We start from the raw sequence: 24,274 nt of genomic DNA, 5'->3' as shown, positions 1-24,274 counted from the left end.
GCCGCTCAACTGGAGTTGAGCTCGGCGAGCACGCGCAGGGTGTGCGGGTCGGGTGCGAGGGCGAGGAGGTCGGTCACCGGCCCCTTCCGCCACAACTCCAGGCGCTCCGCGATGCGTTCGCGCGGACCGACCAGGGAGATCTCGTCGGCGAAGGCGTCCGGCACGGCGAGGACCGCCTCCTCCCGGTGGCCGGACAGGAACAACTCCTGGATGCGGTGGGCCTCCTCCTCGTACCCCATGCGGGCCATGAGGTCGGCGTGGAAGTTGCGGGCCGCGTGGCCCATGCCGCCGATGTAGAAGCCGAGCATCGCCTTGACGGGCAGCAGGCCTTCGGCGACGTCGTCGCAGACCCGTGCCTGGGCCAGGGGCGCGACGAGGAAGTCCTCGGGGAGTTCGCGCACGGCCGGGCCGTAGACCTCCGGCCGGGTCGGAGACCAGTACAGCGGCAGCCAGCCGTCGGCGATCCGGGTCGTCTGGGCGACGTTCTTCGGCCCCTCCGCGCCGAGCAGGATCGGCAGGCCGGGACGCAGGGGGTGGGTGATGGGTTTGAGCGGCTTGCCGAGGCCGGTGGCGCCGGGGCCCCGGTAGGGGTGGGAGTGGAAGCGCCCGGCCAGCTCCACCGGCGCCTCCCGCCGCAGTACCTGCCGTACGACGTCGACGTACTCGCGGGTGGCGGTGAGCGGCGAGGAGGGGAACGGGCGGCCGTACCAGCCCTCGACGACCTGCGGTCCGGACAGTCCGAGGCCCAGCATCATGCGGCCGCCGGAGAGGTGGTCGAGGGTCAGCGCGTGCATGGCGGTCGTGGTCGGCGGGCGGGCCGCCATCTGTGCAACGGCCGTACCCAGCCTGATCCGTGAGGTGTGCGCCGCGATCCACGCGAGCGGCGTGAAGACGTCCGAACCCCACGACTCCGCCGTCCACACCGAGTCGTAGCCCAGCCGCTCGGCCTCCTGCGCGAGCGCCACGTGGCCGGGGGAGGGGCCGCGCCCCCAGTAGCCGAGCGCGAGACCGAGCCGCATGCCTGCCTCCTGACGACCTGTCAGCTGACGGGGCGACGACTGTACGGCAACGGCCCCCCACCCGGAAGGGCGAGGGGCCGTACGTCGTGCGGGGGCTCAGCCGCGCTGGATGCCCGACGTGTCCTGGAGGACACCGCGGCGGCCGTCCTGCGTCTGCGCGACCAGGGCCGCGCCGCGCTGCTCGACGGCCAGGTACCAGGTGCCCGGCGCGAGTTCGGCGATCGGCGTCGGCGAACCGTCCTCGGCGAACAGCGGCCGCGGCACCGGCACCGCGAACCAGAACGGCGAGAAGTCCCCGGCCGGGGGCTGCGGCGCCTGGGCCTGCTGCGGCTGCGGCTGACCACCGTAGGGCTGACCCGGCTGCCCGGGGCCGGGCTGTCCCAGCTGGGGCTGGCCGTAGCCACCCGGCTGCTGGGCGCCCGGGTAGCCGTAACCGCCGGGGGGCTGGGCGCCGTAGGGCTGCGGGGTCGCGGGGCGGGGTGCCGGGAGGAGGGCGCCCTTGAGGGCCGGGACGAGAGGCGTGGCGAGGGCGGCGGCGGCCAGGAGCAGCGTGGCGACGAGGGCGAGGGTCAGGCCGAGGCCGGCGCCGGGACCGTCGGAGGTGCTGCCCTCGAAGTTGTCGGCTCCGCCGGCCGGGTCGAAGATGTTGCCCAGCGCGCTCCACGCGGCGAACACCGTGAGGGCGACGCCGAACTGGCCCAGGTCGAGACCCGCGATCTTCGGGACCTGCGGCAGACCGCGGGCGACGACGACGAGCGCGGCGCCGATGATCCCCGCCAGAACGACACTGAGCACGACCGGCCCGCTTGCCCACAGACTGGGCAGGTCGGCGCTGTCCGGGACACCATCGATCGAGTAGAGGTCGAGGAACGACGCGATGAAGAGCAACACCGCTGCTCCGATCACCACGCCGTCGCCTCGAGTGAGGGAGCGGATATTCACTTCAGGTCCTTCGCAGGTCGTCTCGTCGTCGGTAGAGGCGTCGCTGTCACCATGCCGTCGTCGGGCCCCGGTGTGAAGCGTGGGGGTGGCCCCTCATCGTACGAACGGACCCTATCGTCCGCCCGACCAGGGTGTCCGCCCGGATCAGCCCGCCGAGAGCTACCCGCGCAGGAAACTCACGATTCCCTCAGAGATCCCTTGCGCCGCCTTCTGCCGCCACGCGCCGCTGGTCAGCAACGCCGCGTCCTTGCTATCGCGCATGTTGCCGCACTCGATGAACACCTTGGGAACCGTTGACAGATTGAGACCGCCCAGGTCCTTACGCGTGACGAGACCGCTGCCGTCGCCGACGTAGTTGGACGGCGCGCTGCCGGTGACGGCCACGAAGCGGCCCGCGACGCGCTCGCCGAGGTCGCGGGAGGGGGCGACGATCGCGCGGGTGTCGGCGGCGCCCGCGTGCACCGCGCCGGGCAGGATGACGTGGAAGCCGCGGTTGCCGGTGGCCGAGCCGTCCGCGTGGACCGAGACCACGGCGTCGGCCTTCGCCTCGTTGCCGATCCGGGCCCGCTCGTCCACGCACGGGCCGTACGGCCGGTCGGCGTCCTGCGTCAGTTTCACCGTGGCGCCCTGCTCTTCGAGGAGTGTGCGCATCCGGTGTGCCACGTCCAGGGTGAACTTCGCCTCGGTGTAACCGTCGTTGGTGGACGTGCCCGTGGTGTCGCACTCCTTCCAGTTCGTCCCGATGTTCACCTTGCGGTTGATCTCGGACGGGTGCTGGAAGTTCTCCGGGTTGTGCCCGGGGTCGATGACGACGACCTTCCCCTTGAGCGGGCCGGAGGCCGGAGCGGGCGCGGAGGCCGAGGGCGCCGTCGGCGTCGGAGAGGCGCTCGGCTCCTTGCCGTCGTCGGTGGGCGCGCCCGACGCGAAGGGCGGGGAGGACCGCACGGTCGCCTGACCCGAGCCGCCTCCGTCCCCGGAGCCGCCCACCGTCTCGTACACGAGCCAGCCGAGCAGCGCCCCGGGCACCAGCGCGGCGAGCGCGACGGTCAGGGGGCCGCGGCGGGAGCGGCGGGGCTGGGGAGGTTCGAAGTCCGGGCCTACATACGACACGTCAGCCACCCTAGCGGCCGCCGCCGGCCGGCCGCGGGTCGAGCACGGCCCAACGGGTGGCGGCTACCCGTCGTTCGCGTCGGGGCCCCCGTGCCGTACCGCCTCCTTCACGCGCGCCTCGATCTCCTGGCGGGGGGTGCCCTCCTGCTTCGCGTACGCGGTCACCGCTGCCTGGACGTCGCGGGCGAGGTCGCGCCAGGCGCGCCAGGCGGTCTCCCAGGTGGTGGTCTGCTGGGCGCTCCACTTGGTCTGGGTGGGCGGGCCGTACGCGTCCTGTAGTTGCCGCACGCGGGCGTACGCCTCGTCCGCCGCGCGCTGCTTCTCCACGAGCTCTGCGAAGGTGTGTGCCACGCGCCCGGATCCTTGGGCAGCGGCGGTCGCCCGCCGACTCGCCACGCCGCCCGTGGGCCGACCGGGAGGGGGCGGAGGGCGCGCAGTTCACCCGCCCAGCCGTTCTCCTAGATGCCCGGGCCGGTGCGCCGCAGGACCCGCAGCGAGTCCGTGGCCGAGACCTCCGTGAACGCGCCGGAGGCGAGGGCCCGGAGGTAGACGCGGTACGGGGCCTGGCCGGTGAACTCGTCCTGCGGGTCGGGGAAGACGTCGTGGACGGCGAGCAGGCCGCCCTCGGCCACGTGCGGGGCCCAGCCCTCGTAGTCGGCGGTGGCGTGCTCGTCCGTGTGGCCGCCGTCGATGAAGACGAGGCCGAGCGGGGTCCGCCAGACCGCCGCGATCTGCGGGGAGCGGCCGACCAGGGCCACCACGTGGTCCTCCAGGCCCGCCCGGTGCAGGGTGCGGCGGAACGTGGGCAGCGTGTCCATCAGGCCGAGCTCGGGGTCGACCGTCTGCGGGTCGTGGTACTCCCAGCCCGGCTGCTGCTCCTCGCTGCCGCGGTGGTGGTCGACGGTCAGCGCGCAGACCCCGGCCTCACGGGCCGCGTCGGCGAGCAGGACCGTGGACCGGCCGCAGTACGTGCCGACCTCCAGGAGCGGCAGCCCGAGCCGTCCGGCCTCCACCGCCGCCGCGTACAGGGCCAGGCCCTCGTCCACGGGCATGAACCCCTTCGCCGCCTCGAACGCGGCCAGGATCTCGGGCTTCGGGGCCGCGGGCATGGGGGTTCCTTCCGGTCGTACGACGGTCCGGGCGCCCATGCTGCCGTACCCCCTGCCGAGAGGACGACAGGGGGTACCGGTGAGTAGCAGCGTCAGGCGGAGACCGTCCGGCCCGGCAGCGGCAGGTCCAGGTCGACCGGCCGCTCGTCGCCGGCGTGGGTCGCGGACGAGGCGAGCGGGCCGTGGCCCGTGGCGCGGGCGGCCACGACGTACGCGCCACCGGCCGGGACGGTGAGCGCGTAGGCGCCGTCCTCGGCGGAGAGCGTCGCGCCCGCCTGGCGGCCCCGGCGGTCGATCAGCGTGACCTTGGCGCGGGCGACCGGCGTGCCGTCGGCCGCCAGCACCCGGCCGCGGAAGCCGCGCAGGACCTGCTCGGCGCGCTCCAGGTTGGCGTCCTCCTCGCTGCTGGCGCGCAGCTGCGGCTTGTCCGACGGGCGGCGGCCGGGCAGGAACAGCGCCAGGAGCAGGCCCACGGCGACCGCGCCCGTCGCGATCAGGAAGGAGACCCGGAAGCCGTGCATGGTCGGGATCTCGACGCCGCCGACGTTGTCCGCGGTGTTCGCCAGCACCATGCCGATCACGGCGCTCGACACCGACGTGCCGATGGAGCGCATCAGGGTGTTGAGCCCGTTCGCCGCGCCGGTCTCCGAGGCCGGGACCGCGCCCACGATCAGGGCGGGCAGCGAGGAGTAGGCGAGGCCGATGCCCGCGCCCAGCAGGACCGAGATGACCAGGCTCTGCCAGGCGGCGCTCATCAGGCCGAGGCCGGCGCCGTAGCCGATCGCGATGATCAGCAGGCCGAGGATCAGGGTGACCTTGGGGCCGTACTTGGCGGACAGCCGGGCGTAGACGGGCGCGGTGAACATCATCGTCAGGCCGAGCGGCGCGACGAGCAGACCCGCGACGACCATCGACTGGCCGAGGCCGTAGCCGGTGGACTTCGGCAGCTGGAGCAGCTGGGGCAGGACCAGGGAGACGACGTAGAAGGAGACGCCGACCATGATCGAGGCGAGGTTGGTGAAGAGGACGGCCGGACGGGCCGTGGTGCGCAGGTCGACCAGCGGGGCCTTGACGCGCAGCTCCATCACGCCCCACAGGAGCAGGACGACCGCGGCGGCGGCGAACAGGCCGAGCGTGGTGCCGGAGGACCAGCCCCAGTCGCTGCCCTTGGTGATCGGCAGCAGGAAGAGCACGAGACCGGCGGAGAGGCCGATCGCGCCCGGCAGGTCGAAGGTGCCCTCGGCGCGCATCGGCGACTCGGGCACGACGAGCAGGGTGAGGGCGATGGCGAGGACGCCGAGGCCGGCGGCGCCGTAGAACAGGGCGTGCCAGTCGGTGTGCTGGGCGACCAGGGCGGCGGCGGGCAGGGCGAGACCGCCGCCGACGCCTATGGAGGAGCTCATCAGGGCCATCGCCGAGCCGAGCCGTTCGCGGGGCAGCATGTCGCGCATCAGGCCGATGCCGAGCGGGATGGCGCCCATCGCGAAGCCCTGGAGCGTACGGCCGGTGATCATGAGCAGCAGGTCGCTGGTGAAGGCGCTGACCAGGGCGCCGACGACCATGACCGACAGGCTGGTGATCAGCATGCGCCGCTTGCCGTAGAGGTCGCCGAGGCGGCCCATGATCGGTGTGGCCACCGCGCCCGACAGGAGGGTCGAGGTCAGGACCCAGGTGGCGTCGCTGGGGGCGGTGTCCAGCAGTTGCGGCAGGTCCTTGATGACCGGGACGAGCAGGGTCTGCATCACCGCGACAACGATGCCCGCGAAGGCGAGTACCGGGACCACGGCCCCGCGCGCTCTGCCGGCGGGACGGACTGTCGTCGTCTGCGTCATTGAGGGGGGCCTCCAGGCCGGGGTGTGTTCCGGGGGTTGCGTGGTTACGTGGGGTGTGAACCTTGTATGCGTAGGCAACTATTCCGTTGCTTCGGCACTCTAACGAAATCTTGACCTTCTCTTGGGGGAGGGGTCGGAGCCGCCGTGGTCCTAGGTCCAAAAACCCGGGCCAAAAACCGATGCCGACGGGCTTGAGTGGTTGAGAGCATGACACCCATGGTCGAAGCCGCCGAAATAACCCGTACTCCTCGCCGTACCGCGCCTCCCACCTGGCTCGTGGTCGCGCTCACCTGTGCCGGGCAGTTCCTCGTCGTGCTGGACGTGTCCGTGGTCAACGTGGCGCTGCCGTCGATGCGGACCGGACTCGGGCTGAGCGAACAGGGCCTTCAGTGGGTGGTGAACGCCTACTCCATCGCCTTCGCCGGGTTCATGCTGCTCGGCGGGCGGGCCGGGGACCTCTACGGCCGCAAGCGGATGTTCCTCATCGGGCTCGGACTGTTCACCCTGGCCTCGCTGGGCGGCGGACTGGCGCAGGAGGAGTGGCAGCTGCTGGTGGCGCGGGCCGTGCAGGGGCTCGGGGCGGCGGTGCTGGCGCCCTCGACGCTGACGATCCTCACGGCCTCGGTGCCGGAAGGGGCGGCCCGGGCCCGGGCCATCGGGACCTGGACGGCGGTCGGTGCCGGTGGTGGCGCGGCGGGTGGCCTGGTCGGCGGGCTGCTGGTGGAGACCTTGTCGTGGCGGTGGGTGCTGCTGATCAACGTGCCCGTGGGAGCGGTGGTGCTGTGCGCGGCCGCCTGGTTCCTCACCGAGGGCCGGGCCGGGGACGGGCGGCGGCTCGACCTGCCCGGCGCGCTGCTCGTGACGGGCGGGCTCGGCACGCTGGCCTACGGCATCTCCCAGACGGAGGCCGCGGGCTGGACGGCGGCGGCCACGCTGCTGCCGCTGTTCGCCGGGCTCGCGCTGATCGGGCTGTTCCTCGCGGTCGAGGCCCGGACGGAGAGTCCGCTGATGCCGCTCGGGCTGCTGAAGCTGCGGTCGGTGTCGTCGGCGAACGTGGCGATGTTCCTGTGCGGCTTCGCGATGTTCTGCATGTGGTTCTTCATGACGCTGTACGCGCAGAACGTCCTCGGCTACACCCCGCTGGAGGCCGGACTCGCCCTGGTCCCGAGCTCCCTGGCCGTCATCTTCGGCTCCAAGGTCGCGCCCCGGCTCATGCGGGGGGTGGGGGCCCGGAACGTGGCGGTGCTGGGCACGCTGGTCGCCGTGGCGGGCTTCGCCTGGCAGTCCACGATGACCCCCGAGGGCGCGTACGCGACGACGATCCTGGTCCCCGGAGTCCTGATGATGCTCGGCGCGGGCCTGGCGGCGACTCCGCTGGCCTCCCTGGCCACGTCCGGGGCGGCGCCCGAGGAGGCCGGGCTGGTGTCCGGGCTCGTCAACACCTCCCGCACGATGGGCGGTTCCCTGGGCCTGGCGGTCCTGTCCACCCTCGCGGCGGCCCGGTCGGCGGGGAGCGGGACGCCGGAGGCGCTGACGGAGGGGTACGCCTTGGCGTTCCGGGTGGGGACCGGAGTGCTGGCCGTGGGCGTGCTGTTGATGTGGGTCTGGCTGCCGCGGACGGTACGGGAGCACTAGAGCCGCCGACGGCGGACAATCGGCGCGCGTCGCGTCGTCCGAGACGGGGGCGTCGAGGCCCCTGGGCGGCGTGCCGCCGGTGTTTCGGTCCGGGGGTGGAGTGACGCGCCGACGGGTGAGGTCCCCGTTCCTCCAGGGGCCGCAGGAGGCCCCTTCGCCCATGCCCGGAAGCCCGTCTGAGCTGGGCTTTCGCCCCGTCCGGGCATACGGTTGCCGGACGCGGAAGGGGGACCGGATGGACCGGAACATACGCACCGTCGACGACGTACTCGCGCTGCTCGACGGGCTGTTCGCGCCTGAGGCCGATCGGTGGACGGGGCGGGGCGCCGAGTGGTGGGACGGCTTCTACGCCGACCGTTCCCGGCCGGTGCCGTTCTTCGTGGCGAAGCCGGACGAGAACCTGGTGAGTTGTGTCGAACGGGGGGTGATCAGCGGGGGGCGGGCGCTGGACCTGGGGTGCGGCCCGGGGCGCAACGCGCTGTACCTGGCGGAGCGGGGGTTCGAGGTGGACGCGGTCGACCTGTCCCCGGCGGCCGTCGACTGGGCCCGGGAACGGGCCCGTGAGGCCGGGGCGGACGGCGTACGGTTCCACTGCGGGGACGCGTTCGCGCTCGCCGGCACGGAACTCACCGGGCCGTACGACCTCGTCCACGACTCCGGCTGCTTCCACCATCTGCCTCCGCACCGGCGGATCAGCTACCTGGCGCTGCTGGACGATGTCCTGGCTCCCGGGGGCCTGTTCAGCCTCACGTGCTTCGCCGCCGGTGCCGGCGGGATGGGGTCGGAGCTGTCCGACACCGGCTTCTACCGTGAGGCGAAAGGCCTCGGGGGCGGGCTCGCCTACACGCCCGAGTCGTTGCGGGAGATCTTCTCGGGCCTGACCGAGGTCGAACTGCGGCGGATGCGGGACGAGCCGGAGGAGTCGGCGTACTTCGGCGAGAGCTTCCTGTGGACGGCGCTGTTCCGGCGGGACTGAGGTCTCACGGCCAGCAGCGCGAGCGCGCCGCGCGGCCTGCCCTGGTCCTCCGCGAGCAGCCCGCGGTCGGGTCTGCCGGTCAAGGGCCGAGGGCAGGGCCGGGCGCGTCGAGCAACGAGGTCAGCGTCTCGGTGAACGCCGTCGCCGAGTAGTCGGCGTGCGCACGGATGCGCGCCGCCACGGCCTCGGCACCGCCGCCCTCCAGGAGCCGCACCAGCCGGTCGATGGTCTGCCGGTGCCCTTCCTGGGTGGACAGGTAGAAGTCCGCCGCGTCGTAAGCCATGTGGAAGACGTGCTTCTTCACATCGCTCAGCGTCAGGTAGTCGTCGTGGGTCTTGGGGGTCGGCTCGGGCGCGCCGACGCACACCGCGGGGGTGCCGGCGCCCCAGGCGTTGACGGACAAGTGGTAGGTGTCCGTGATGACCAGGCGGTAGCGGGGGAGGACCCCCACCAGGTCGCCGATGGTGTGCCGGCCCGGGCGCGGCGCGATGTGGCCGACCTGGGCGGGGATGTCCCGGTCGAACCAGGGCAGCCATTCGAGCGGGGCGCCCAGGCGCTCGGACAGGTCCTGGCAGAAGGCCGGCAGCCACTCGGGGATCCGGGTACGGGCACCGAGGAACACGCCGATCGCGCCGCCGTCCGGGACCGCCCGGGACCATTCCGTCGTCGGGAGGTGGTCGAGGTCGCCCGGGCGGGACAGCAGCGCCGCGTCCGAACCGAAGTGGTCGGTCGTACGGTCCCGGCGCAGGTGCGCGATCTTCGCGGCCGAGAGCGGGTCACGCACCCAGACGCGGCGGCTGCGGGTCACCAGGCGTGAGAACAGGGGGCCGTACTCCTTGTCCTCGTAGTCGGACTGCGCGTTGTGCAGGATCGTCCCGCCGTAGCTGAGGGTCCGCGCGAGGAGCTCGTCCGGCTGGTCCGCGAACAGCAGGGTGCGGTTCAGCAGGTTCCGGGCCGCGCCACGGTCCTCGGCGAAACCGAAGTCGAGCAGACGGTTCGTCGCGTCCTGCTCCAGGTAGTGCCGGGTGTGGAGGAAGTCGCCCCAGAAGACGACCGCGTCGTGGTCGCGGAGCGTGTCGAGGTGCTCCGCCAGGGGGTGGAAGCGGAACGGGAGGTCTGTGTCGCGCGCGCACTCGCGCAGGGGCACGGTCTCCGGAGTGTGCAGGGTGTACCAGGTGGCGTCGATCTCGGGGGTCATCCGCCGCCGCAGGGACTCGAACGCCAAGTCGACGGTCAGCATGCCGGTGTTGCGGTACCCGATGTTCGGCGCGGTGATGACGGCGACGCGTGCCATGTGCTCCATTTCCCCTAGCAGTTGCCGGCGCCCTGTACGTACATGTGCATGCACGTGTGGCGCGGACCATCGCCAACGTACACGCCGACATGGGTCGTACTGCCCCCTGCCCCCTGCCCCGGAGCGTCGCGATCTGACACGGTGTCAGGAGGCTTCACAAGTGCGGGGGCCTGGGCTATACAGAGGGCGCGGGACTGGAACGCGTTCCAGTTCGGCCCCAGAAGGCCTCGGTGCGACCGACGGTGCGGACGGCCGTGCCGAGGTCTTTCCCGCGGCGGTCCTTCCCACGGCGATCAGGAGCCCCATGCCCATCGACGCAGCCAAGGCGCTCGCCGCCGAACCCCGGACCGGCGAGCTCTCCTGGGACCACAAGGACGTGCAGCTCTACCACCTCGGCATCGGCGCCGGCGTCCCCGCCACCGACCCCGACGAGCTGCGCTACACCCTGGAGTCCCGGCTGCACGTCCTGCCGAGCTTCGCCACCGTCGCGGGCTCCGGGTCCCCCGGGGTGATCAGCGGGCTGTCCATGCCCGGCGTCGACGTCGATCTCGCCCGCGTTCTCCATGGCGGGCAGAGCCTGCGGATGCATCGCCCCATCCCGGCCCGGGGGCGTGCGACCGCCACCGGCCGGATCGCCGCCGTGTACGACAAGGGCAAGGCGGCCGTCCTCGTCATGCGGACCGAAGTGGCCGACGACGACGGGCCGTTGTGGACCAACGACGCGCAGATCTACGTCCGCGGAGAGGGCGGCTGGGGCGGCGACCGGGGACCGTCCACCCGGCTCGATCCGCCCGCCGGTGAGCCGGACCGGGTCGTCGAGCGGCACGTCCGCGAGGACCAGGCCCTGCTCTACCGCCTCTCCGGTGACCGGAACCCGCTGCACGCCGACCCCGATTTCGCCAAGCGTGCCGGGTTCGACCGGCCCATCCTGCACGGGCTGTGCACCTACGGCATGACGCTCAAGGCGGTCGTGGACACGCTGCTCGACGGGGACGTGACCCGCGTCCGGTCGTACGTCACCCGGTTCGCCGGGGTCGTGTACCCGGGGGAGACGCTGCGCATCCGCATGTGGCGCCTGGGCAGCGGGGTCCGGGTCGCCGTCAGTGCCGTCGACAGGGACGACACGCCCGTCCTCGCCGACACCGTCGTGGAACACACCTGAGTCCAGAACGCCGTACGAGGGGAGCCGCACCATGCGCGCAGCCGTACTGCACGAGATCGGCCAGGACAAACTGGAGGTCCTCGACGACGTCGAGGCGGTGGGGTTCGGACCCGGCAAGGTGCGGATCCGGGTGCGTGCCACAGGGCTGTGCCACTCGGACCTGTCCGCGATGAGCGGGGTGCTGCCGCAGCCCGGACCGTTCGTGCCCGGGCACGAGGGGGCGGGCGAGATCATCGAAGTCGGCGAAGGTGTCGGCCACTTGGCGGTCGGCGACCGGGTCGTCGTGTGCTGGCTGCCCGCCTGCGGTGCCTGTTCCGCCTGCAAGCGCGGGCAGACCGAGCTGTGCCTCGCCGGGTTCATGAACGCGGGCACCCCCAACTTCAGGCGGCCCGCCGGGGACGTCTTCGGCATGGCCGGCACCGGCACCTTCACCGAGGAGGTCGTCGTCGACGCCGGGTGCGCGGTCCCGATACCCGACGACGTGCCCTTCGACATCGCCGCCCTCATCGGCTGCGGGGTGACGACCGGGCTGGGCGCCGCCCTCAACACGGCCGACGTGGAGGCCGGTTCCTCGGTGGCGGTCATCGGGTGCGGGGGCGTGGGCATCTCCGTGATCCAGGGGGCCCGGCTGCGCGGGGCCGCCGAGATCGTCGCCGTCGATCCGGTCGCCTCCCGGCGCGAGGCCGCCCTGCGGTTCGGGGCCACGAAGGCCGTCTCGCCGGACGAACTGCCCGACGCCAAACAGCAGGTCACCGCCGGCGAGGGCTTCGACTACGTCTTCGAGGTCGTCGGCAGGTCCGCCACGGCACGGACCGCCTACGACACCACCCGGCGCGGCGGCACCCTCGTCGTGGTCGGCGCCGGCGCGATGGACGACTTCCTCCAGCTGAACATGTTCGAGCTGTTCTTCGACGAGAAGCGGATCCTGCCGTCCATGTACGGCGGCGGCGACATCCTGCGCTCCTACGAACGCACCATCGCCCTGTGGCGCGCGGGCCGCGTCGACCTGGCGGGTCTGATCACCCACCGGGTTCCCCTCGCCGACATCAACGAGGCCCTGGACCAGATGCGGACCGGGACCGCCCTGCGTACCTGCATCGAGATGTGAGGACACCGCCATGCCGCTGCCGCTGAAGGGACTGTCCGCGATCGTCACGGGCGCCGGCCGCGGGCTCGGCCGGACCGAGGCGCTGGAACTCGCCCGGCTCGGCGCCGCCGTGGTCGTCAACGACTACGGGCAGCCCGGGCGGGACGGCACCGGCGAGGCCTGCGCCGGGCCCGCCGAGGAGGTCGCCGCCGGGATCCGCGCGGCGGGCGGCACCGCGCTCGCGCACACCGGTGACGTCTCCGACTTCCGGCAGGCGCGCGAACTGGTCGAGTCGGCCGTCGCCGAGTTCGGCAAGCTCGACATCCTGGTCAACAACGCGGGCATCCTGCGCGACCGCATGGTGTTCTCGATGGCCGAGGAGGAGTGGGACGCCGTACTCCGCGTGCACCTCAAGGGGCACTTCAACACCACCCGGTTCGCCGCCGCCCACTGGCGGGAGCGGTCCAAACGGGCCGGGCAGCCGGTGTACGGGCGGATCGTGAACACCTCCTCCGAGGCGTTCCTCGCCGGTTCCGCCGGGCAGCCCAACTACGCGGCCGCCAAGGGCGGGATCGTCGGCCTGACCACCTCCACGGCCCTCGCCCTCGGCAAGTACGGCGTCACGGCCAACGCGATCTGCCCGCGCGCCCGCACGCGGATGACCGAGGACGTCTTCGCGGGCGTCGAACAGCCGTCAGGCGACGGCCTCGACCCGCTCGCCCCCGAGCATGTCGCCCCGCTCGTCGGCTATCTGGCCTCGCCCGCCGCCGCCCATGTGAACGGACAGCTCCTCGTGGTGCACGGCGGCATGGTGGCCGTCGTCGAACGGCCCCGCGTCGCCGCCCGGTTCGACAGCAAGCAGGACACCTTCACGTACGACGAACTGGAGGCCGTCCTCGGGCCGTACTACGCGGACCGGCCGGCGGGGGAGACGTTCGCGGCGGCGGAGGTGCTGGCGCTGAGGCGGGGCTGAGAACGGGAAACGGCCCCACCCGCCGTAGAGAGGGTGGGGCCGTTCGGTCGTTCGGCCACTGACGTTCCGTCAGGCCGCCGTCTCGGTCCGCTCGGTCCGCTCGTTCTCCGTCACCGGCTTGCGGTGGCGGCCGCGCGGAGCCGTCTCGCTGACCTGCGTGGAGATCTCGCCACGGTGCCGGCCGTGGCCGGCGGCGATCTCCTGGACGTCGGCGTGCGGCTGGTTCGTGCTGGCGTCGCTCATCGGATGGAATTCACCCCGTCAACATGATCTTTCAAACAGCCGGGCGAGTTTAACCGGCACCCCGTATCCCGGATCCAGGCGGCCACGCCAACCGGCACTAGTTCGTTACAAGCCGTCCCAACGGCGCCTCTTGCAGCGGGACCGGGCGGGGGGCGGCGGGGGTCGGAGGCGGAGCGGGATCGGCTGGTGGAGCGGGTTGTGGAGGGTGCGCGGGCTGTGCCGGCTGCGGAGGCGTGCTGGAGGATTCCGGAGCCCGGGGCGCCGGTTCTGGGGGGTGTCCTGGCACCGGGGCCGCGCCGGGCTCGGGCGCTGCGGCCGCGGGCGGGCTCACCTGAGCCACGCCGCACGGCACGGCCTCCGTCGCGTACGGCAGACGCAGCACCCCCTCCGGCGTCCACAGGCCCGTGCCCGCCAGCCACCCCTCGGGCGCCGGGAGATGGTGCACCCGCCGCTCGGCCGGCCGCCACACGCCGACCCACCTGCCGCGCGGCCCGTCGACGCGCAGCGCCACCGCGCAGCTCTCCGGCGTCAGGATCTGCCCCGGCTGGATCGCGAACGGCGTGAGGGTGCACTCCCGCAGCCGCAGGCACTCCGGGAAGCGCACCGGCAGGCTGCTGCCCAGGACACCCCAGCCCAGCCGGTCCTGCCCCGGCGAGGGCGCGTCCGAGCGGATGAGCAGCAGCCCGCTGTCGTGGTCGGCGAGCAGCAGCCGGTCGTCGCTGTCGGCGGCGATCTGGAGCAGCGGCGACACCTCCCCGCCGCGCTCCAGGTCCACCACGACGGCCTTGGTGCGTCCGCCGGTCTCCCGGTCCAGGGCCAGCAGCCGTCCCGTACGGTCCAGCCAGACCCCGCCCGAGCAGCGGCCGGGCAGCTCGGCCAGCCGCTCGGGCCCGAAGGCACCGCCCGCCACCAGCCACACCGTCGTCGCACGCGGGCCGACCGCCAGGGCGTACGCCCGCTCGCCGCCGGGAGCGGGCGGCAGCAGCCGCAGCCGGGCCGTGTCGTCCCGGCACTCGACCACACCCACGGGCAGCTCGCCGGTGCCGGGCCCGGTCGGGTACAGCAGCGAGAACGCGTGCCGGCCGGCCACCAGACGGTGGATGAGGACCCGCCCGTCGCCCATCGGCTGCACTTCGGTGCCGGGTTCCTCCGGCTGGTTGCGGGGCAGGGGTACGGCGTACGGCTCAGGGCCGTCCAGGGTCCAGCGCTCCGGGAACCAGGAGTCGCCGGCCGACGCGAGGCGTGCGGCGTAGGCGCCGTCCGCCGTGAGTGTGCATCCCGCCGGCGCGACCCCGTCGTCCTCGTGTCCCGCCGAAGGCTCGATCGCACACGCTGTCATCGTTCGGTCACCTCCAGTGACGAACGTAGTTTTCGTACGTGCGGGCGGGGAATCCGCAGGGGCACGACTTCACACATAAGGGTGTTCCAGGAACGATTCGCCTGAGGATGTGGGGGCTTTTGTGCTGGGCGGGGCGACAGCCGGCCGGCAGCGGGCGACGAGGGAGGGGAGCGGGGGAGGGGCGTCGGCGGTGGCGGTTCAGCGTCACAGATCAGCCGGGTAGCCTTGCACCCGTGCCCCGTCTGTCTGAAGTCATCGCCGCGCTGGAGAACCTGTGGCCCGCCGAGCGGGCCGAGTCCTGGGACGCGGTCGGCACCGTCGTGGGCGACCCGGACCAGGAGGTCACGCGCGTCCTGTTCGCCGTCGACCCGGTCCAGGAGATCGTCGACGAGGCGGTGAAGCTGGGCGCCGACCTGCTCGTCACCCACCACCCGCTCTATCTGCGCGGCACGACGACGGTCGCGGCGACGCACTTCAAGGGCCGTGTCGTCCACACCCTCATCAAGAACGACATCGCGCTGCACGTCGCCCACACCAACGCCGACACCGCCGACCCCGGCGTCTCCGACGCCCTCGCGGGCGCCCTGGACCTGCGCGTCACCGGGCCGCTCGTGCCGGACGCCGACGACCCCGAGGGCCGCCGGGGACTGGGCCGCGTCTGCGCCCTCGACCACCCGCTGACCGTCCGAGAGTTCGCCGCCCGTGCCGCCGAGCGGCTGCCCGCCACCGCGCAGGGCATCCGGGTCGCCGGCGACCCCGAGGCGGTGCTGCGCACCGTCGCCGTCAGCGGCGGCTCCGGCGACAGCCTCTTCGACCAGGTGCGCGCGGCGGGCGTCGACGCCTTCCTCACGGCGGACCTGCGCCACCACCCCGTCTCCGAGGCCCGCGCCCACAGCCCCCTCGCGCTGCTCGACGCGGCGCACTGGGCCACCGAGTGGCCCTGGTGCGAGCTGGCCGCGAGCCAGCTCGACGAGATCTCCGACCGCCACGGATGGGACCTGCGCGTCCACGTCTCGAAGACGGTCACCGACCCCTGGACCGCCCACGCGGCCTCTGCCACTTCTGACCCACTGGGAGCCCCGAACTGAACGCCGCGCCCGCCGACCAGATCCGACTCCTCGACGTCCAGGACCTCGACGTCCGCCTCCAGCAGCTCGCCCACCGGCGGAGGTCGCTGCCCGAGCACGCCGAGATCGAGTCGCTCACCAAGGACCAGACCCAGCTGCGCGACCTGCTCGTGGCCGCGCAGACCGAGGAGAGCGACACCGCCCGCGAGCAGACCAAGGCCGAGCAGGACGTGGACCAGGTGCGCCAGCGTTCCGCCCGCGACCAGCAGCGCCTGGACTCCGGTGCCGTCACCTCCCCCAAGGACCTGGAGAACCTCCAGCGCGAGATCGCCTCGCTCGCCAAGCGGCAGGGTGATCTGGAGGACGTGGTGCTGGAGGTCATGGAGCGCCGGGAGTCCGCGCAGCAGCGGGTCGCCGAGCTGACCGAGCGGGTCGGATCCGTCCAGTCGAAGATCGACGACGCGACCGCACGCCGCGACGCCGCGTTCGAGGAGATCGACGCCGAGGTCGCCACGGTCACCAAGGAGCGCGAGGTCATCGCCGGTTCGATCCCCGCCGACCTGCTCAAGCTCTACGAGAAGCTGCGTGAGCAGCAGGGCGGCGTCGGCGCGGCGAAGCTGTACGCGCGAAGCTGCCAGGGGTGCCGTCAGGAGCTCGCCATCACGGAGCTGAGCGAGATCCGCAACGCGGCGCCCGACACGGTGATCCGCTGCGAGAACTGCCGCCGCATCCTGGTGCGCACGTCCGAGTCCGGTATCTAGGCCGCTGGGAGCCGTTCCGGTGCGGGAGTTCATCGTCGAGGCCGACGGCGGGTCGCGGGGCAACCCGGGACCCGCGGGCTACGGGGCCGTGGTGAGCGACGCGGCGACGGGCGAGACGCTGCGGGAGGCCGCCGAGTACATCGGCGTCGCCACGAACAACGTCGCCGAGTACCGCGGCCTCCTCGCCGGCCTGCGCGCCGCCCACGAACTGGACCCGGGCGCGGCGGTCCACGTCCGGATGGACTCCAAGCTCGTCGTCGAGCAGATGTCGGGCCGCTGGAAGATCAAGCACCCCGACATGAAGCCACTGGCCGCGGACGCGGCCCGGGTCTTCCCGCCCGGGCGCGTGACGTACGAGTGGATCCCACGGGAGCGGAACAAGCACGCGGACCGGCTGGCCAACGAGGCGATGGACGCCGGGGCCAGGGGAGAGCAGTGGTCGGCGTCGACTTCGACGGCGGAGCTGGACACCAGAGCCGGAGCCGGAGCTGTCGCCCCGTCCGGCCCGCCGGGTGACGCCGCGGCGGGCGCCGCTAGGGTGCGCGAAGCCCTGGCGGGGCGCGCCGCGTCGGCCGGGGCCGGCGCCGGCGCCGGCTCGGCGAGGGCGGATGCCGACGCCCGTGCCGCGGAGGCTGTCGCCGGCCCGGGTGGGGCTCCCGCCGAGGCGGGTCGTGACGCGGGCTCGGCGACGGCGGACGATGATGTCCGCGCAGCCGGGGCGGACGTGGAGGCTCGTGCTGCCGGGGTGGACACCGATGTCCGCGCGGCGAGGGCGGATGCCGACGCCCGTGCCGCGGAGGCTGTCGCCGGCCCGGGTGGGGCTCCCGCCGAGGCGGGTCGTGACGCGGGCTCGGCGACGGCGGACGATGATGTCCGCGCAGCCGGGGCGGACGTGGAGGCTCGTGCTGCCGGGGTGGACACCGATGTCCGCGCGGCGAGGGCGGATGCCGACGCCCGTGCCGCGGAGGCTGTCGCCGGCTCGGACGGGGCTCCCGCCGAGGCCGGTGCCGACGCGGGCTCGGCGAAGACGGACGACGATGTTCGTGCCGGCAGGGCGGGCGCGGACGTTCGTGCCCCCGAGGCGGACGCCGACCATCGCGCGGCCGAGGCAGACGCCGACGCTCGCACGGACACGGATACGGCCATGGCCACGGCCAAGGCGGACGCCGATGCCCGTGCCGCCAAGGCCGTTGCCACCCCCGGCTGGGCTCCCGCCGACATGGGCGCGCCCGCCACCTTCGTGCTGTTGCGGCACGGGGAGACGCCGCTGACGCCGCAGAAGCGGTTCTCCGGTAGTGGGGGCACCGATCCCTCCCTCTCCGACATCGGCAGGGACCAGGCCGGGCGAGCCGCCGCCCTGCTCGCCCGGCGGGGCACGATCCAGGCGATCGTGTCGTCGCCCCTCGCCCGTACCCGGGAGACCGCCGGTATCATCGCCGCCCGGCTCGGCCTCGACGTGAGCGTCGACGACGGCCTGCGCGAGACGGACTTCGGCGCCTGGGAGGGCCTCACCTTCGCCGAGGTGCGCGAGCGCCACCCCGACGACCTGACCGCCTGGCTGGCCTCCCCGGACGCCGAACCCACCGGCGGCGGCGAGAGCTTCGCGGCGACCGCCACCCGGATCGCCGCGACCCGCGACAAGCTGATCGCGGCGTACGCGGGACGCACGGTCCTGCTCGTCACGCACGTGACCCCGATCAAGACGCTGGTCCGGCTCGCCCTCGGCGCCCCGCCGGAGTCCCTGTTCCGGATGGAACTGTCGGCGGCGTCCCTGTCGGTCGTCGCGTACTACGCGGACGGCAACGCCAGCCTCCGGCTCCTCAACGACACGTCACACCTGCGCTGAGCGCCGCCGCCTCGCGGGCCAGCGTCTCGACCCGGCCCCAGTCGCGGGCCGTGACCGCGTCCTGCGGCAGCATCCAGCTCCCGCCCACGCACGCGACGTTGGGCAGGGCCAGATAGTCCGGGGCGGAGGCCGGGCCGATGCCGCCCGTGGGGCAGAACCGGGCCTGGGGGAGCGGCCCGGACAGCGACTTCAGGTAGGCCGTACCGCCCGCGGCCTCGGCCGGGAAGAACTTCATCTCCCGCACCCCGCGCTCCAGCAGCGCCACGACCTCGGACGTGGTCGACACCCCCGGCAGGAACGGCACGCCGGAGCCCCGCATCGCCTCCAGAAGCACGTCCGTCCAGCCGGGACTGACCAGGAAGCGGGCGCCCGCGGCCACCACCTCCGTGACCTGCCCGGGGCTGATCACCGTCCCGGCGCCCACCACCGCCTCCGGCACCTGCCCCGCGATCTCCCGGATCGCCTCCACGGCCGCCGGCGTCCGCAGCGTCACCTCGATCGCGGGCAGCCCACCGGCGACCAGCGCCCGCGCCAGCGGTACGGCGTCACCGGCATCCTCGATGACGACGACGGGGACGACGGGCGCGATGTCCAGCACGGAGGCGGGCAAGGGAGAGGCCATGGCCGTATCCTGCCGCCGACTCGACAACATGCGCAAAGCTCATTGCGCATGCTGCAACACGTCCCATGGTGCGATCCTGCTCAGTGGACCTCGGTCACGAGCACATCCAACGACCACGCCTGCCCCGCCTTCGCGGGGGCCTCCGCCTCCACGACGTACCCGAGGTCCCGCAGTGCCTCCACCAGCTCGGCCGGACCCTTCGGGGCGGCCCCGGCGGTCAGCAGGCTGCGTACCATCCGCCCCTTCGTCGCCTTGTTGAAGTGGCTGACGACCTTCCGGGTCGGTGCGTGCAGCACCCGCACGGACGCCGTCCGCCCGGCGACCTCGCCCTTCGGCTTCCACGCGGCCGCGTACGCGGCGGACCGCAGGTCCAGTACCAGCCCGTCCCCGGCCACCTCGGGAAGCACCGACGCCATCGGCGTACGCCAGTGCGCGCCCAGCGCACCGAGACCCGGCAGCTTCACACCCATCGCGCACCGGTAGGACGGGATCCGGTCCGTCACCCGGACCGCTCCCCACAGCCCGGAGAAGACCAGCAGCGACCGCGCGGCACGCCGCTTGGCGGAGGCGTCCAGGGACGCCAGGCCGAGGGCGTCGTACAGCACCCCGGTGTAGATCTCCCCGGCCGGCCGGGCCCCCGCCGTGCGCAGCTCCGTGTTCTTCGCGACCTCGCCCCGCAGCCCCTCGCTCAGCCCGAGCACCTCGCGCGCCTTGTTCTCGTCGCCCGTGCACAGCTCGACCAGCTCGGTGAGGACGGCCTCCCGGGCGTCGGTCAGCCCCGGCAGCGACAGCGACTCCGGTTTCAGCGGGGCACCGCGGCCGGAGGAGGCCTTGCCTTCGGACGGCGGCAGCAGGACAAGCACGCGTACTCCTTCGATCGAACTCCGCCGACAGGGTACGGGGAGCTCAGACGCGGGCCCGGCCGAGGGCACGGACGAGCCCGTCGGCGTCGTCCGCGTGGAAGCGGACCACCCGTACCTCCCGGCGACGCCCGAAGAACGTGACGTGCGTGACCGGTTCCGTCAGTTCGAGCGTGACGGTGGTCTGGGACCCGACCTCGACGTCGAGTTCGCCGTCGGCCCGCTCGTGCGTCATCCGCAGCTCGCGCCGCACCGAGGCGATCCGCTCCAGCGGCACGCACAGGTCGACGTGGACGTACCGCCGTACCCGCAGCCGGCCGGCGTCCGGATCCAGCACGTGCGGGCGTACCACCGACGAGGCGTGCAGCGCGACGACGATGACGATGCCGTACACGTCCAGGAACAGCAGCACGGCGTGCGCGGTCGGCCAGTCGCGCAGCAGCACGGACATCGCGACGGTCTCGACGAGACACACGAACCCGAACCCGAACATCATCGCGCCCTGCCCGCGCGCATACCCGAAAGCCCGCCCGCTCCCCGTCCCGTCGGTCCGCCGCACCACCCACAGCGCGAGACTCACGAGCAGCCGCGCCTCGTGCCGGACCAGCAGGCGCGCGATCCTCATCGCCGCTCCTCGGTGAGGATGCGCAGCGTCCGGCGGATCGCCTCCGCCTGGGCCGGGGCCAGGTCCTCGTAGAAGGCGCGCAGGACGCCGCCGTCGTGGTCGAGGTCCCCGATCTCCGGGAACAGCTCGGGCGGAATGCAGTCGGCGAGGGCCCGGGCGGCCTCGGCGACGCGCGGATCGTCCGGCTCCGCGTCGGCGAGCGCGTCGAGCCGGGCGTACACCTCGTTGGCCCGCGCCACGGCTTCGGGCCGGCCGAGCACCGCGCCCAGCGACGACACGAGCTGCTGCCGGGCCTCGTCAGGCATGGCCGTCTCCAGGAAGGCGATGATCTCGCGGTCCTTGGCGGCCATGGGCGAGTCCGACAGATGCGCGGTCCCGGCGAACAACGCGGCCAGCTCGGGGGACACCGGCCCCTCGGCGGGCAGCCCGCCCTCAGCCTCCAGCAACGCCCGCAGCCGCCCGCGCCGCTCCCGGACGGCCTCCTCCTGCCGCGCCAGATCCTCGTCCAGCTCGGTCAGCACCTCGACGAGGTCCTTCCCTGCGTCGTCCGCGAGCACGTCCCGCACCTCGGCGAGCCCCAGCCCCAACTCGGTCAGCCGCCGGATCCGCGCCAGCACGACAGCGTGCCGCAGCCCGTACTCCCGATACCCGTTCGCCCGCCGCTCCGGCTCGGGCAGCAGCCCCACATGGTGGTAATGGCGCACGGCCCGCGTGGTGACACCGACGACGTCGGCGAGTTCTCCGATCCGCATGGGACCAGTGAAGACGTTGACGTTGCGGCAAGGTCAAGGACCGGCTGTGGCTTCCGACGGCGGCCGTGATCGTGTGTCACGATCGAGGGAACGGTTCCCGATCTCACGGACGGGGGGTTCGGCAATGTCCCAGTCTGGCGAGCGACCGAAGGAGGGGCGTGACATGACTGCCATGGCCCACGAGCCGCTCACGCAGGAAGAGGTCCTGCTGGAGGGCTTTCTCGCCCTGGACACCCCGGAGGGTTTCCGGGCCGAGTTGATCGAGGGGGAGATCGTCGTGACGCCTCCGCCGGACGGGGATCACGAGAAGTACATCAGCCGGATCGTGCGGCAAGTGATCAAGCAGTCCCGGACCGACATGGATCTCTCCGGGAACAAGGGCTTGAAATTGCGGAGCGGGGACGCCTGCCCCAAGAACCACTTGGTTCCGGACGTCACCTTCGGCCCTCTGGAGCTAGACCTCTTCGGCGGGGTCGGCTCCTGGATGTCCTGCGAAGGCGTCGCCATGGTGCTGGAGGTGACATCGACCAAGCCGAAGGCCGATCGCGAGGTCAAGCGCCGTTGTTACGCCCGCGAAGGCATTCCTCTCTACCTGCTCGTCGACCGGGACACCGCTCAGGTCACGCTGTTCAGCGAACCCAAGCAGGACGACTACCGCGAGCATTGCGCCCGCCCCTTCGGCAAGCCGATCACTCTGCCCGAGCCATTCGCTTTCGAACTGGACACCACGGACCTCCTCTGATCCCCTGTGAGGCGGGGAGGTACCACGAGGTGAGCACACGGGGGCGGATACGGGAACAGGCCCGCTGGGCCAGGGCGCGGCTGGGGCGGGGCGGGCCGCCGCTGGACCTCCTCACCGCACACTTCGACCGGCACGTCTACGCTCCGCACGCCCACCACGAGTTCACCATCGGCGTCACGGTCGGCGGCTCGGAGGTCATCGCCTACCGGGGCGGGCTGATCCACTCCTATCCGGGCTCGATCGTCGTGCTGGAGCCGGGCGAGATGCACACCGGCGGTCCGGCCGCCTGCGAGGGCTACGCCTACCAGGCCCTGTACGCCGAGCCGTCCCTCCTCACCGACGGCACGCTCGGCGGCACCCCGCACTTCCGTGACCCCGTCCTGCACGACCCCGAACTGGCCACCGCCCTCCGCGCCGCACACACCGACATCAGCGCCCGCCCCGACCCGCTGGAGGCCGAGTCCCGGCTGCCCTGGCTGCTCACGGCCCTGGCCCGCCGGCACTCCACGGCCCGGGCGAGCGAGGACACGGTGCCCGGCGCCGGCCACATCGCCCGGGCCGTGCGCGACCGCCTCGCGGACGAGCTGCTGGAACCCCCTTCCCTGGCCGACCTCGCCACCGACCTGGGCCTGTCCCGCTACCAGCTGCTGCGCGCCTTCCGTACGACGATGGGCGTACCGCCCTACGCCTGGCTCGCCCAGCACCGCGTGGCCAGGGCCCGCGGCCTCCTGGAAACCGGCCTGCGCCCCGCCGAGGTCGCGGGCCTCGTCGGCTTCGCCGACCAGGCGCACCTCACCCGCTGGTTCCGCCGGGTGCTGGGGGTGACCCCGGCGGCGTACCGCAACAGCGTTCAAGACGCGGCGGGGTGAGGCGGCCGAGACTCGCCGTATGACTGCACGCGGCTGGTTCCTGTTCTCCCTGATGGGAGTCGTCTGGGGCGTTCCCTACCTGATGATCAAGGTGGCGGTGGAGGACCTGTCCCCGTCCATGGTGGTGTTCACGCGCTGCGCGCTGGGCGCCGCGCTCCTGCTCCCCTTCGCGCTCCGCCAGGGCGGCCTCGGCCGTACCGTCCGGACCCACTGGAAGCCGATGCTGGCCTTCGCCGTCATCGAGATCATCGGCCCCTGGTGGACCCTGACCGACGCCGAACGCCATCTGTCCAGCTCCACCGCCGGACTCCTCATCGCGGGCGTGCCGATCGTCGCCCTCATCCTGGCCCGCTTCTTCGGCGCCGAGGAACGCGTGGGCGCCCGCCGCGTCGCCGGACTCGGCCTCGGTCTCGCGGGCGTCACCGTCCTCACCCTGCCCCACCTCACCGGCGGCGATGCCCGCTCCCTGGCCGAGGTGCTGGTGACGGTCGTCGGCTATGCCACCGCCCCGCTGATAGCCGCCCGGCATCTCAAGGACGTCCCGACCCTCCAGCTGATCACCCCCTGCCTCACGCTCGCCGCCGTCGTCTATGCCCCAGCCGCTTACCTGACCCGGCCCGCCACCATGCCCTCGGCCGAGGTCCTGGCCGCCCTCGCCGGCCTCGGCATCGTCTGCACCGCGATCGCGTTCGTGGCCTTCCTGGAGCTGATCAAGGAGATCGGCCCGACCCGGGCGGGCGTGATCACCTACGTCAACCCGGCGGTCGCCGTCGCCGCGGGCGCCCTCTTCCTGGACGAGGAACTGACCCTCGGCATCGGTGTCGCCTTCACCCTGATCCTGGCGGGCTCGGTGCTGGCCACGGCCGCGGCGCCGAAACGGGAGATCCGCCGGGTACCATGGTCGACACGGCAGACGAGCCGGGCGGACGGCCGCGTGGAGTCCCCCTGACGGGGAGCTCCCCGAGGAACGTCCGGGCTCCACAGGGCAGGGTGGTGGCTAACGGCCACCCGGGGTGACCCGCGGGACAGTGCCACAGAAAGCAAACCGCCGGGGACCTCGGTCCTCGGTAAGGGTGAAACGGTGGTGTAAGAGACCACCAGTGCCTGGGGTGACTCAGGCAGCTAGGTAAACCCCACCCGGAGCAAGGTCAAGAGGGAGCGCCTCGGTGCTCCTGCGCGGACGATCGAGGGCTGCCCGCCCGAGTCCGCGGGTAGACCGCACGAGGCCGGTGGCAACGCCGGCCCTAGATGGATGGCCGTCGCCCGGGGCTCCGCGAGGAACCCCGGGAACAGAACCCGGCGTACAGCCCGACTCGTCTGCCGCTGCCTGTTGCTTTGCCTCGGAAAGGGCCTCTGATCTGCGGCGGAGGCCCTTAGGTCCAAGGTCGGGCCGTCCGCCGCGCGCCCCG

23 protein-coding genes, 1 other RNA gene and 1 pseudogene are annotated in these 24,274 nt (G+C 72.9%); 12 read left to right on the top strand and 13 right to left on the bottom strand.

The window, feature by feature from the left end; genetic code table 11:
- Positions 1-5 precede the first annotated feature (5 nt).
- The 6 genes from ABFX81_RS12250 to ABFX81_RS12225 all read right to left on the bottom strand — a co-directional run bounded on the left by ABFX81_RS12250 (position 6) and on the right by ABFX81_RS12225 (position 6,012).
- Positions 6-1,019, bottom strand: a complete 1,014-nt coding sequence (locus ABFX81_RS12250) for an LLM class F420-dependent oxidoreductase (protein WP_346138048.1) — start codon at positions 1,017-1,019, stop codon at positions 6-8.
- Positions 1,020-1,115: 96 nt separating this feature from the next.
- Positions 1,116-1,961 (bottom strand): hypothetical protein, encoded by an 846-nt coding sequence (locus ABFX81_RS12245; RefSeq protein ID WP_346138047.1) that lies wholly within the window; start codon positions 1,959-1,961, stop codon positions 1,116-1,118.
- A 159-nt stretch (positions 1,962-2,120) separates the two neighbouring features.
- Positions 2,121-3,071 carry an N-acetylmuramoyl-L-alanine amidase gene (locus ABFX81_RS12240; protein ID WP_086844933.1) on the bottom strand — a complete coding sequence of 317 codons (951 nt, stop codon included), beginning with the start codon at positions 3,069-3,071 and terminating at the stop codon, positions 2,121-2,123.
- A 63-nt stretch (positions 3,072-3,134) separates the two neighbouring features.
- Positions 3,135-3,422, bottom strand: coding sequence for a hypothetical protein (locus ABFX81_RS12235; RefSeq protein ID WP_086844931.1), 288 nt, complete (start codon positions 3,420-3,422; stop codon positions 3,135-3,137).
- 107 nt (positions 3,423-3,529) lie between these two features.
- The gene (locus ABFX81_RS12230; RefSeq protein WP_086844929.1) at positions 3,530-4,180 is read right to left on the bottom strand and encodes a class I SAM-dependent methyltransferase; all 651 of its coding nucleotides are present in this window, start codon (positions 4,178-4,180) and stop codon (positions 3,530-3,532) included.
- Positions 4,181-4,272: 92 nt separating this feature from the next.
- Positions 4,273-6,012 carry an MFS transporter gene (locus ABFX81_RS12225; protein ID WP_086844927.1) on the bottom strand — a complete coding sequence of 580 codons (1,740 nt, stop codon included), beginning with the start codon at positions 6,010-6,012 and terminating at the stop codon, positions 4,273-4,275.
- Positions 6,013-6,219: 207 nt separating this feature from the next.
- On the opposite strand from ABFX81_RS12225, the gene ABFX81_RS12220 reads away from it, so the two are divergent.
- Together ABFX81_RS12220 and ABFX81_RS12215 are read left to right on the top strand one after the other, a co-directional pair.
- A complete protein-coding gene (locus ABFX81_RS12220; protein ID WP_086844925.1) occupies positions 6,220-7,647 on the top strand; it encodes a DHA2 family efflux MFS transporter permease subunit in 1,428 nt (475 codons plus the stop codon).
- A 235-nt stretch (positions 7,648-7,882) separates the two neighbouring features.
- Positions 7,883-8,623 carry a methyltransferase domain-containing protein gene (locus tag ABFX81_RS12215; RefSeq protein ID WP_086844923.1) on the top strand — a complete coding sequence of 247 codons (741 nt, stop codon included), beginning with the start codon at positions 7,883-7,885 and terminating at the stop codon, positions 8,621-8,623.
- 79 nt (positions 8,624-8,702) lie between these two features.
- On the opposite strand, the gene ABFX81_RS12210 is transcribed toward ABFX81_RS12215, so the two are convergent.
- The gene (locus ABFX81_RS12210; protein ID WP_086844922.1) at positions 8,703-9,917 is read right to left on the bottom strand and encodes a polysaccharide pyruvyl transferase family protein; all 1,215 of its coding nucleotides are present in this window, start codon (positions 9,915-9,917) and stop codon (positions 8,703-8,705) included.
- A gap of 304 nt (positions 9,918-10,221) precedes the next feature.
- Between ABFX81_RS12210 and ABFX81_RS12205 the strand changes: the two genes are divergently transcribed.
- The 3 genes from ABFX81_RS12205 to ABFX81_RS12195 are packed head-to-tail and all read left to right on the top strand — an operon-like array spanning position 10,222 to position 13,139.
- On the top strand, positions 10,222-11,079 hold the full coding sequence (locus tag ABFX81_RS12205) for a MaoC/PaaZ C-terminal domain-containing protein (protein ID WP_086844920.1): 858 nt from the start codon (positions 10,222-10,224) through the stop codon (positions 11,077-11,079).
- A gap of 31 nt (positions 11,080-11,110) precedes the next feature.
- Complete coding sequence (locus ABFX81_RS12200) at positions 11,111-12,187, top strand: Zn-dependent alcohol dehydrogenase (protein ID WP_346138046.1); 1,077 nt, start codon at positions 11,111-11,113, stop codon at positions 12,185-12,187.
- A gap of 10 nt (positions 12,188-12,197) precedes the next feature.
- Positions 12,198-13,139 (top strand): 3-oxoacyl-ACP reductase, encoded by a 942-nt coding sequence (locus ABFX81_RS12195; protein WP_346138045.1) that lies wholly within the window; start codon positions 12,198-12,200, stop codon positions 13,137-13,139.
- 69 nt (positions 13,140-13,208) lie between these two features.
- Here the strand turns inward: ABFX81_RS12195 and ABFX81_RS12190 are convergent, their stop codons facing one another.
- Together ABFX81_RS12190 and ABFX81_RS12185 are read right to left on the bottom strand one after the other, a co-directional pair.
- Positions 13,209-13,382 carry a hypothetical protein gene (locus ABFX81_RS12190; RefSeq protein WP_346138044.1) on the bottom strand — a complete coding sequence of 58 codons (174 nt, stop codon included), beginning with the start codon at positions 13,380-13,382 and terminating at the stop codon, positions 13,209-13,211.
- Between the two features lie 97 nt (positions 13,383-13,479).
- Entirely contained in the window at positions 13,480-14,721 is a 1,242-nt protein-coding gene (locus ABFX81_RS12185) for a hypothetical protein (protein ID WP_346138043.1), read from the bottom strand.
- Between the two features lie 233 nt (positions 14,722-14,954).
- On the opposite strand from ABFX81_RS12185, the gene ABFX81_RS12180 reads away from it, so the two are divergent.
- From ABFX81_RS12180 to ABFX81_RS12170, 3 genes are read left to right on the top strand one after another with little or no spacing between them, the layout of a single operon-like run.
- Positions 14,955-15,809: a Nif3-like dinuclear metal center hexameric protein gene (locus tag ABFX81_RS12180; RefSeq protein ID WP_086850544.1), complete on the top strand. Its 855-nt coding sequence runs from the start codon at positions 14,955-14,957 to the stop codon at positions 15,807-15,809.
- Entirely contained in the window at positions 15,806-16,549 is a 744-nt protein-coding gene (locus ABFX81_RS12175) for a CT398-like coiled coil hairpin domain-containing protein (RefSeq protein WP_086850542.1), read from the top strand. Before ABFX81_RS12180 ends, ABFX81_RS12175 begins: the two co-directional genes overlap by 4 nt.
- Before the next feature lie 19 nt (positions 16,550-16,568).
- On the top strand, positions 16,569-18,395 hold the full coding sequence (locus tag ABFX81_RS12170) for a bifunctional RNase H/acid phosphatase (RefSeq protein WP_346138042.1): 1,827 nt from the start codon (positions 16,569-16,571) through the stop codon (positions 18,393-18,395).
- Here ABFX81_RS12170 and eda read toward each other — a convergent pair.
- The 4 genes from eda to ABFX81_RS12150 form a co-directional block, all read right to left on the bottom strand.
- A complete protein-coding gene (gene eda / locus ABFX81_RS12165; RefSeq protein ID WP_086850537.1) occupies positions 18,370-19,017 on the bottom strand; it encodes a bifunctional 4-hydroxy-2-oxoglutarate aldolase/2-dehydro-3-deoxy-phosphogluconate aldolase in 648 nt (215 codons plus the stop codon). The genes ABFX81_RS12170 and eda overlap by 26 nt on opposite strands.
- Before the next feature lie 80 nt (positions 19,018-19,097).
- Positions 19,098-19,880 (bottom strand): peroxide stress protein YaaA, encoded by a 783-nt coding sequence (gene yaaA / locus ABFX81_RS12160; protein WP_086850535.1) that lies wholly within the window; start codon positions 19,878-19,880, stop codon positions 19,098-19,100.
- A gap of 43 nt (positions 19,881-19,923) precedes the next feature.
- Complete coding sequence (locus tag ABFX81_RS12155) at positions 19,924-20,502, bottom strand: hypothetical protein (RefSeq protein ID WP_086850532.1); 579 nt, start codon at positions 20,500-20,502, stop codon at positions 19,924-19,926.
- Positions 20,499-21,254, bottom strand: a complete 756-nt coding sequence (locus tag ABFX81_RS12150; RefSeq protein ID WP_086850530.1) for a MerR family transcriptional regulator — start codon at positions 21,252-21,254, stop codon at positions 20,499-20,501. Before ABFX81_RS12150 ends, ABFX81_RS12155 begins: the two co-directional genes overlap by 4 nt.
- Positions 21,255-21,417: 163 nt before the next feature.
- On the opposite strand from ABFX81_RS12150, the gene ABFX81_RS12145 reads away from it, so the two are divergent.
- The 4 genes and pseudogenes from ABFX81_RS12145 to rnpB all read left to right on the top strand — a co-directional run bounded on the left by ABFX81_RS12145 (position 21,418) and on the right by rnpB (position 24,185).
- Positions 21,418-21,996 carry a Uma2 family endonuclease gene (locus ABFX81_RS12145; RefSeq protein WP_346138041.1) on the top strand — a complete coding sequence of 193 codons (579 nt, stop codon included), beginning with the start codon at positions 21,418-21,420 and terminating at the stop codon, positions 21,994-21,996.
- A 29-nt stretch (positions 21,997-22,025) separates the two neighbouring features.
- A complete protein-coding gene (locus tag ABFX81_RS12140; RefSeq protein ID WP_346138040.1) occupies positions 22,026-22,865 on the top strand; it encodes an AraC family transcriptional regulator in 840 nt (279 codons plus the stop codon).
- A 19-nt stretch (positions 22,866-22,884) separates the two neighbouring features.
- Positions 22,885-23,664, top strand: a pseudogene (locus tag ABFX81_RS42175) (DMT family transporter); the annotation flags it as partial.
- Positions 23,665-23,779: 115 nt separating this feature from the next.
- Positions 23,780-24,185, top strand: an RNA gene (rnpB, locus tag ABFX81_RS12130) — RNase P RNA component class A.
- The last annotated feature ends 89 nt before the right edge of the window (positions 24,186-24,274 follow it).

It is taken from the genome of Streptomyces coeruleofuscus, assembly GCF_039532725.1.
Lineage (GTDB): Bacteria > Actinomycetota > Actinomycetes > Streptomycetales > Streptomycetaceae > Streptomyces > Streptomyces coeruleofuscus.
This window is presented reverse-complemented; position numbering and strand designations above follow the sequence as displayed.

What these genes read in the sequence shown, in the direction of transcription:
- ABFX81_RS12250 (WP_346138048.1), bottom strand. Translation starts at nt 1,019, where the DNA reads ATGCGGCTCGGTCTCGCGCTCGGCTACTGGGGGCGCGGCCCCTCCCCC.
- ABFX81_RS12230 (WP_086844929.1), bottom strand. Translation starts at nt 4,180, where the DNA reads ATGCCCGCGGCCCCGAAGCCCGAGATCCTGGCCGCGTTCGAGGCGGCG.
- ABFX81_RS12225 (WP_086844927.1), bottom strand. Translation starts at nt 6,012, where the DNA reads ATGACGCAGACGACGACAGTCCGTCCCGCCGGCAGAGCGCGCGGGGCC.
- ABFX81_RS12220 (WP_086844925.1), top strand. Translation starts at nt 6,220, where the DNA reads ATGACACCCATGGTCGAAGCCGCCGAAATAACCCGTACTCCTCGCCGT.
- ABFX81_RS12215 (WP_086844923.1), top strand. Translation starts at nt 7,883, where the DNA reads ATGGACCGGAACATACGCACCGTCGACGACGTACTCGCGCTGCTCGAC.
- ABFX81_RS12210 (WP_086844922.1), bottom strand. Translation starts at nt 9,917, where the DNA reads ATGGCACGCGTCGCCGTCATCACCGCGCCGAACATCGGGTACCGCAAC.
- ABFX81_RS12205 (WP_086844920.1), top strand. Translation starts at nt 10,222, where the DNA reads ATGCCCATCGACGCAGCCAAGGCGCTCGCCGCCGAACCCCGGACCGGC.
- ABFX81_RS12200 (WP_346138046.1), top strand. Translation starts at nt 11,111, where the DNA reads ATGCGCGCAGCCGTACTGCACGAGATCGGCCAGGACAAACTGGAGGTC.
- ABFX81_RS12195 (WP_346138045.1), top strand. Translation starts at nt 12,198, where the DNA reads ATGCCGCTGCCGCTGAAGGGACTGTCCGCGATCGTCACGGGCGCCGGC.
- ABFX81_RS12190 (WP_346138044.1), bottom strand. Translation starts at nt 13,382, where the DNA reads ATGAGCGACGCCAGCACGAACCAGCCGCACGCCGACGTCCAGGAGATC.
- ABFX81_RS12185 (WP_346138043.1), bottom strand. Translation starts at nt 14,721, where the DNA reads ATGACAGCGTGTGCGATCGAGCCTTCGGCGGGACACGAGGACGACGGG.
- eda (WP_086850537.1), bottom strand. Translation starts at nt 19,017, where the DNA reads ATGGCCTCTCCCTTGCCCGCCTCCGTGCTGGACATCGCGCCCGTCGTC.
- ABFX81_RS12155 (WP_086850532.1), bottom strand. Translation starts at nt 20,502, where the DNA reads ATGAGGATCGCGCGCCTGCTGGTCCGGCACGAGGCGCGGCTGCTCGTG.
- ABFX81_RS12150 (WP_086850530.1), bottom strand. Translation starts at nt 21,254, where the DNA reads ATGCGGATCGGAGAACTCGCCGACGTCGTCGGTGTCACCACGCGGGCC.
- ABFX81_RS12145 (WP_346138041.1), top strand. Translation starts at nt 21,418, where the DNA reads ATGACTGCCATGGCCCACGAGCCGCTCACGCAGGAAGAGGTCCTGCTG.